At 71.6% G+C, this 7,007-nt stretch carries 4 protein-coding genes; all 4 read right to left on the bottom strand.

Annotation, left to right across the window (positions count from 1 at the left end; translation table 11 throughout):
* Nucleotides 1-1,567: trypsin-like serine protease (locus BLV01_RS27020; RefSeq protein ID WP_139179207.1), on the bottom strand; the 1,567-nt coding region annotated here is incomplete at its 3' end.
* A 371-nt stretch (nt 1,568-1,938) separates the two neighbouring features.
* On the bottom strand, nt 1,939-3,867 hold the full coding sequence (locus BLV01_RS25010; protein WP_139179210.1) for a M12 family metallo-peptidase: 1,929 nt from the start codon (nt 3,865-3,867) through the stop codon (nt 1,939-1,941).
* Between the two features lie 361 nt (nt 3,868-4,228).
* A complete protein-coding gene (locus BLV01_RS25015) occupies nt 4,229-4,768 on the bottom strand; it encodes a hypothetical protein (RefSeq protein ID WP_139179213.1) in 540 nt (179 codons plus the stop codon).
* 275 nt (nt 4,769-5,043) lie between these two features.
* Nucleotides 5,044-6,426: a S8 family serine peptidase gene (locus tag BLV01_RS25025; RefSeq protein WP_091806791.1), complete on the bottom strand. Its 1,383-nt coding sequence runs from the start codon at nt 6,424-6,426 to the stop codon at nt 5,044-5,046.
* Nucleotides 6,427-7,007 lie beyond the last annotated feature (581 nt).

Raw genomic sequence — 7,007 nt, forward strand, 5'->3', positions numbered from 1 at the left:
TGGAGGTGGTGCCGTCGCCGAAGTTCCAGCTGCGCGAGGCGATCGAACCGTCGCTGTCGGTCGAGCCGTCGGTGAAGCTCACCGTCAAGCCGCTGACCGAGGACGAGAAGTTCGCCACCGGCGCCTGGTTGCCCGGCGTACCGCTCGAATCCAGGCCGTCGACGAACTGCGCGCCGGTGCCGGACGCGTCGAGCCAGTCGCTCAGGCGCGTAGCCGCGCTGCCGCCGCCGGTCCACGAGGTGAACACGCGGCCGTAGTAGTCGGCCTTCTGTTCTTGCGGCACGGTGCAGCTCGACGGGCCGCCGTGCAACTGGCCGATCACGCGCTTGTCCGGGCTGTACAGCGGCGAGCCCGAGGAACCCGGCTCGGTCACGCCGCGGTTGACGCCCCACTTCACGAACAAGTGGGTGCCGTTGGTCACCGTCGGCGGGTTGTAGTCGGCGCCGCCGTAGCCGGTCTTGCGCGAAGCGCTGTCGGAGAAGCTGATGCGCTTGTCGGCGACGTTGGGGTGATGGATGGCGATGGAGTTCGGATAGTCCTGGTCGCGGCGGTCCCAGCCGGCCCAGAACAGGTTGAAGGCCGAGTTGGCCGGGGTGTTGAGTTCGAGCAGGGTGAAGTCGGAGGCGGCGTTGGTCGCGCGCAGGGTCGCGCCGGTCTGCGTCTGCGCCAGCGAGCCGTCGCCGTTGCTGCCGCTGGCGGCGGAACCCGGCGCGCGGCAGGTGGAGTTCTGGTAGTTCCAGTACACCACCATCGAGTTGTTGGCCGCTGCGCTGGTCATGCCGCAGTGGTTGGCGGTGAGGAAGTACATCTTCTTGTCGTTGGCGGTGTTGTTCACCAGCGAACCGGTGCACCACATCGTGCCTTCCTTGGAATAGGCGCCGACCGCGCGGACGATGTCGCGAAAGCCGTTGCCCTCGGGGCAGACCACGTCGATCTCGCAGCTGCCCGAGGCGCCCGGCGTGCCGCCCGGCCGCTTCACCGCATTGACCAGGTCGCTGAAGCCGACGTAGTCGTGGTTGACCTTGGCCAGGTGCAGCTTGAGCTCGCCGAGCTTGGCCTTGGGCACCACCAGTTCGATCACCGCTTCGTCGCCCAGCACCACCGGCGTCCACAGCTCGCCGCGGGCGTTGTTGTCGGCGCTGGTGAAGCTGCGCACGCGGCCGGCGGCCGAGGCCGGGGCCTGGTCGGCCGGGTAGATCAGCATGCGCGCGCCGGCCGGCAGCTTGAACTTGTCGAAATGGAAGTTCAGCGACAGCGCGTCCTTGGATTCGATGCGGGTGCGCCAGATCGCGGTGTCGGCGTCGAGGTCTTCCCACACGCCGTCCTTGAGCGTGTCGATGTCGGCGGTCAGCGCGGTGGCGAAGCGCGGGATCTCGCGGCGTTGCTCGCGCTTGACGTCTTCGATGCGCAGCTTGGCGACGTCCACCGCCGGCATGGTGCGCAGGGCGATGCGGTCGACGCGGGTCAGGCGGGCATGGTCGAACGCGGCCGGGCGCAGGGCCGGCGCCGCCAGCGCGGTGCCGACGGACAGCGCGAGCAGGCCGAGGCTGAGGCAAATACGTTTCATATCGGTCTCCATCAGATGAGATGCGGCGTAGGCGCCGCCGGGCGGCGGCGCGATGGGCAGGGCGATGAGCGAGTCGATGCGGCGGTAAGGCCGCCATCCGCGCCGCGGCGGCGCGGCGCGCGTACCGGTCCGAGGCGGGACCGGGCGCGGCCGCGCCCGCGGCGGCCCGCGTCCGGGCCGCCCGCGTCGGCGCGTTGCGCCGTCCGGCGCGAAGCCGGACGAGGCGATGGCGTTGCGCTCCCCTCAGCGCGGGCGCCCGGCGGCGCGGGCCGCCGGGCGGTGTTGCCGGCCTTGCGGCCGTGAAGCGCGGATCGGGCCCCTGCCCTGCGCCGTGCACTGGGCGCCTGGGCGGGGCTCGACGAGGCGTTGCCTCAGAAGGTGACGCTCCAGCTGTTGATGTAGCCGGTGTCCTGCGCGGCGCGATCGGCGACGCGCAGCTTCCAGGTCCCGTTGAGCGCTTCGCTCGACAGGTTCCTGGTGTAGGTCTGGTTGATGTTGTCGGCGCTGCCGCCGGTGCGGTTGTGCAGGTTGTAGACCGAACCGTCCGGCGCGATCAGGTCGACGATCAGGTCGCCCTGGTAGGTGTGGACGATGTTGACCGCGACCTGGGCGTTGCTCGGCGCGTTGCCGCTGCGGCCCGACACCGCGATCGAACTGGCGACGCCGGTGGCGTTGTTGTCGGGGATGTTGACGTCGGCGCCGTTGGTGTAGGTCTGCACGCCGCTGGCGCTGACCGTGACGGTGGCGGTCTTGGTGTTGCTGGCGCCGCCGTTGTCGGTGACCGTCAGCTTGACCGTGTAGCTGCCCGCCGCGCTGTAGGTCTTGCTCGGGTTGGTCGCGGTCGACGCGGTGCCGTCGCCGAAGTCCCAGCTGCGCGAGGCGATGCTGCCGTCGCTGTCGGTCGAACTGTCGGTGAAGCTCACCGTCAGCCCGCTGGCCGAGGACGCGAAGTTCGCCACCGGCGCGGTGTTGCCGCCCGGCGCGCCGCGGAACGCCGCGACCGCGGCCTTGGTCTGCACCAGCACGCGCTGGTTGTGGTTACGGTCGGCGGTACCCATGGCGATGCCGTTGTAGGTCACGTCCGGGTTCGACCAGTAGTTCAGGCGCGGGCAGCCGCCGCTGCAGGCGTAGGCCATGATCGTGCGCCACTTGTTGCCGGCGGCCGGCTCGTAACGGTAGCCGTGGCCGTAGGCGTAGGGCGTGTTGGTCGGGTCGGCGGCGGGATCGTGGCGCGCCGACAGCAGATGGCCGATCTCGTGGGCGAAGCTGTAGTAGCCGGTGGCGCAGTCGTAGTGCACGGTCGCGAACGCGGTCGCCGCGGTCGAGCCGATCGAATGGGCCAGGCCGCAGTTGCCGGCGTCGTCGATGATCAGCACGCTGACGTCGGCGGCGTTGGCGTCGCGCGAGGCATGGATGTCGTCCATGTAGCCGTCGCCGGGATCGGCGAAGCGCTCTTCGTCGGTGAAGTGGCCGTCGCCGGCCGAGGTGTATTCGACGGTGCGGTAGTTGGCCAGTTCCAGCTGGATGCCGACATTCGAGTTGGCGTAGCCCTGGTTGCTCTCGGCGATGGCCAGGTCGACCAGCGCGCGCATGTCGCCGCCGTAGGCGGTCACCGCCTGGTTGGTGGCGACCACCTGCACGCGGATGGTCGCGGTCGCGCCCGGGTCCACCGCGGCGGGGCCGACCGCGGCGTTCGCCGCCCGGCTCGCCGCGCGCATGTCGATCTGCGGCAGGTCGGAGTCGCGATAGCCCAGCGGGTGATCCGGCGGCATGCGGCTTTCGTCGACTTCGACCACCGCGTGGGTGCCGTCGGCGAGCGGGCGGATGCGGTAGAGCCTGCCGTCCACGCGCACGTTGCCGGTGACGCCGTCGCCGCGGCGCACCAGCGCGACCGAGTTGCGCTCGTCGCGGCGCACTTCGCGCGCGTCGTGCCCGGCGGCCTTGGCGTTCTCCTTCAGGTGGCCCAGCCACACCGTGCCGCCGTCGCCGGTATCGCGCGCCTTGTCGAGCACGGCGTTGACCAAGTGCGCGCCCAGGCGCAGTTCGATCTCGCGCGTGGCCTTGGACACCACGCCGGCATCGGCGCGCTTGAGCTGCAGCGACATCGTCGCCGGCGCCGCGGCCAGGCGGTTGGCGCCGATCGTCGCGGCGGACTGCGCGCCGACGGCACCGGCGCGCGCGGCGGGCGCATCGGCGAGGAACAGCGGTTGGGCGGCGAAGGCCGGGACTGCGGCAATCGCGGACAACAGTACGGCGGCACGCGCGGCGTTGCGCGCGCGCAGGCGATGGATGGTGCGCATTTTGTTCAACCCCCGAGGTCGAAGGCCGCGGACGCGGCCGAAAAGTTGGCGATACGGCTATGGACGCCGGTACGTCGTCCGCGCATGCGCTGGGCTGCGCGGATGCGACCGGTCGTGTCGCGGATCGGGTCGTCGTTCCGACCGCATCACGAAGCTAGCGGCATCGCCCCGGCAGCGGCAACGGTTGGCAAGCGTTTGCGGAGCCTGCCTTCGTGATGCCGGTCATGCATCGTAAAACTGCCTCGAAAGTGTGATTCCGCACGTCTCAGCCGGCGATACGCAGACGAGAAAAAACTCCGGACATGCCGGGGTTTTTCGTGGTTCCTGGCGCGCAGCGGATTCGCGCCGCGCGGGCTTGCGGTCATTTTTCGACCGGCGCGGGACTGCGAATGATCGGCCCGAGCGAGATATGGTTGTCCGGCTCGATGAACTGCACGTCCGGGTCGGCGGCGAACGCGTTCATCAGCGCGGCCGCTTCGGCGCGGTCGAGCGCCGGGCTGACGCTGAACACATCGGCGTTGATGCCCATGCGGTGTTTCCAGGTCAGCGTGAGCCCGCGCTTGCCGAACTGCGCGGCGGTGCGCTCCAGGCGCGGCTGCACCGCGCCGACTTGCTTGAGCGGCTGCGAATCGTCGCGGTACTTGACGATGAACTGGCCGAACGGCCCGGCGCCGGCCGCTTCGCCGACCTGGGCCTTGGGCGGTGAGGATCGATCGGCGGGATCGGTCTGGGACGGCATGGGCGTGGGCTCGGTTACGGGGACGGTTGCGGATGCGGCCGCGCCGGAGCCAGCCGATGCGGCGGGCGGCGCGGCGCGGTCCGAGGCCATGCAGGCGCCGACCGCCAGGCACAGCGAGACGGCGATGGCCGGGCAGACGAAGCGGCGGGACAAGGGCGACATGCGGGCGACTCCTTCGGGAGGAATGGTCTGCAACGCGCCGGGGCGCGCTTGGGGGTCGGCCGGCGCGTTCGCGCCGGCCGGGTCGATCTAAAGCCGCAACGACCCAACCGCGGCTGAAAGCCGGCCGCGGCCATGGTCTCACGCCCGCCGCGGCCTGCGCCGGGGTCGCTCCCGGCGCAGGCCGCCGCCTGCGGCGCGGCCGCTCCACTTTCGCGCAGCAGCGATGCGCGCGCGGGCCGCCCCCGGCTCCGCTGCGCGCATCGTCCGCGCTCAGCTCACTTCGCCGCCGCCACCGCCGCGGCCGCATCGACCAGGCCCGCGCCGCAGCCGCGCGAGCACTTGCTCGCCGGGATCGGCCGCGCCGTGCTCTTGAGCAGCGCCTCGACCTGCGCCGGCGTCTTGCCCGGCGCCAGCGAGCGCACCAGCGCGGCGACGCCGGCGACGTGCGGGCTGGCCATCGAGGTGCCCGACATCGCGCCGTAGCCGTTGTTGGCGACGGTGGACTGCACCTGGTTGAGGAAACCGTCGCCGCCCGGCGCGGCGAGGTCGATCTTCGCGCCCCAGGCCGAGAACGAGGACTTCGCACCGTTCTTGTCAGTGGCGGCCACCGCCACGACGTTGTTGCAACCGGCCGGCACGTTGCCGCTGACGTCGTTGTTGCCGTTGCCGGCGGCGACCACCACCAGCGCGCCGTTCGCCACCGCCGCATCGACGCCGGCCTGCCACGCCGGCGTGCAGGCGATGTCGCTGCCGAGCGAGACGTTGATGACTTCGGCCGGATTCGGGTTGTCCGGCACGCCGGCGACATGGCCGCCGGACGCCCAGACGATCGCGTCGATGGTGTCGGAATGCGCGTTGTAGCCGTTCGATCCGGCCGCGCGCACCGGCACGATCTTGGCGGCGTGGGCGATGCCGGCCACGCCGAGCCCGTTGTTGGTCACCGCGGCGATGGTGCCGGCGACGTGGTTGCCGTGCGGGATGTTGCCGGCGTCGTGCGGATTGGCGTCGCGGCCGTCGCCGTCAAGGGACTTGCCGCAGCCGGCCGGGAGGTCGTCGATGCCGCATTCGGCGGCGTTGCGGCCGTTGACCGAACTGACGAAGTCGTAGCCGGGCAGCACGTTGGCGTTGAGGTCGTTGTGCGAGAGGATGCCGCTGTCGACCACCGCGACCACCACGCCGGCGCCGGCGGTGGTGTTCCACGCGGTCGGCGCGCGGATGCCGGCGGCGGTGTCGGCGTAATGCCACTGGCGCGTGAACTGCGGATCGTTCGGGGTCATCTTCACCGTCACCCCGCCGTCGGCCTGGACGAACTCGACGTTGGGATCGGCGGCGAGCTGGCGCATCAGCGCCACCGCCTGCGCGCGCTTGAGCGGCGCCGGCGTCGCCACCACCCGCATGCCCGGCAGCGCCATCGCGCGCAGCGCGCTGAGCCCGGGCGCGCCGGCGCGCGCGGCGGCGGCGTCGAGCGCCGCCTTCATCGCCGCGACCCCGCGCGAAGGCGCGCTGCCGCTGCGGAACTTGACGATGTACTGGCGGTTGCCGTCGTCGCCGAGGCCGGCGAGGTGGGCCTGGCCGGCGCAGGCGGGCGCGGCCGCGCCGAGCAGCGCGAGCGCGGTGGCGGCGGCGAGTACGTTCAAGCGATGGGACGATGCGGGCATGGTCTGGCTCCTGGGATGGGGACTGCGGCGGCAGGGACGCGGCCTGCGCACCGTCCGGCGGCGACGGCGCGGCTGCGGTCGAACGCCGAGCGCGACGGCTCGACCCGCTCCAATCTAGGCAGGATCAAGCCAGAAGCGGCTTCGGAATGAGCGCTGCGCCCGGTGGAAACTGCGATTGCCGCTAAGGATCCGGATTCTTTAGGTCGCGTCTGAACGCGGCCTTCGCGCGCCTACGTCAGGGCGGCGGCGGCGGCGCTTGCGTACCCACTACGGCGCTCGCGCGGCCTGCCTGCGGGGGCGCCGTGGGAGCGCCGCGCGCATCGAGTGCTTCGTCGTCGCCGTATTGTCGCGGTCGCGGCTCGCGCCGCTCCTACAGTCGCTTCGGCCGTCGCGCGTCCTGGCCGTGCAACCGCGCGAGCCGCGACCGCGACGACGCACCTGCGATGTGCTCGCCTCCGACCGACGTCCGCGCCGCGCCCGCAACGAAAAAAGCCCCGGCCGGAGCCGGGGCTTTGGTATCGCGACGAGGGCCGTTACGGCCGCGCGGCCGCGATCAGAAGGTGATGCTCCAGCTGTTGATG

Origin of the sequence: Lysobacter sp. yr284, from assembly GCF_900107375.1 — a bacterium.
In the GTDB taxonomy this organism is placed as follows: Bacteria; Pseudomonadota; Gammaproteobacteria; order Xanthomonadales; family Xanthomonadaceae; genus Lysobacter.

Coding starts and splice junctions, on each gene's coding strand:
- BLV01_RS25025 (WP_091806791.1), bottom strand. CDS start 6,426: ATGCCCGCATCGTCCCATCGCTTGAACGTACTCGCCGCCGCCACCGCG.
- BLV01_RS25015 (WP_139179213.1), bottom strand. CDS start 4,768: ATGTCGCCCTTGTCCCGCCGCTTCGTCTGCCCGGCCATCGCCGTCTCG.
- BLV01_RS25010 (WP_139179210.1), bottom strand. CDS start 3,867: ATGCGCACCATCCATCGCCTGCGCGCGCGCAACGCCGCGCGTGCCGCC.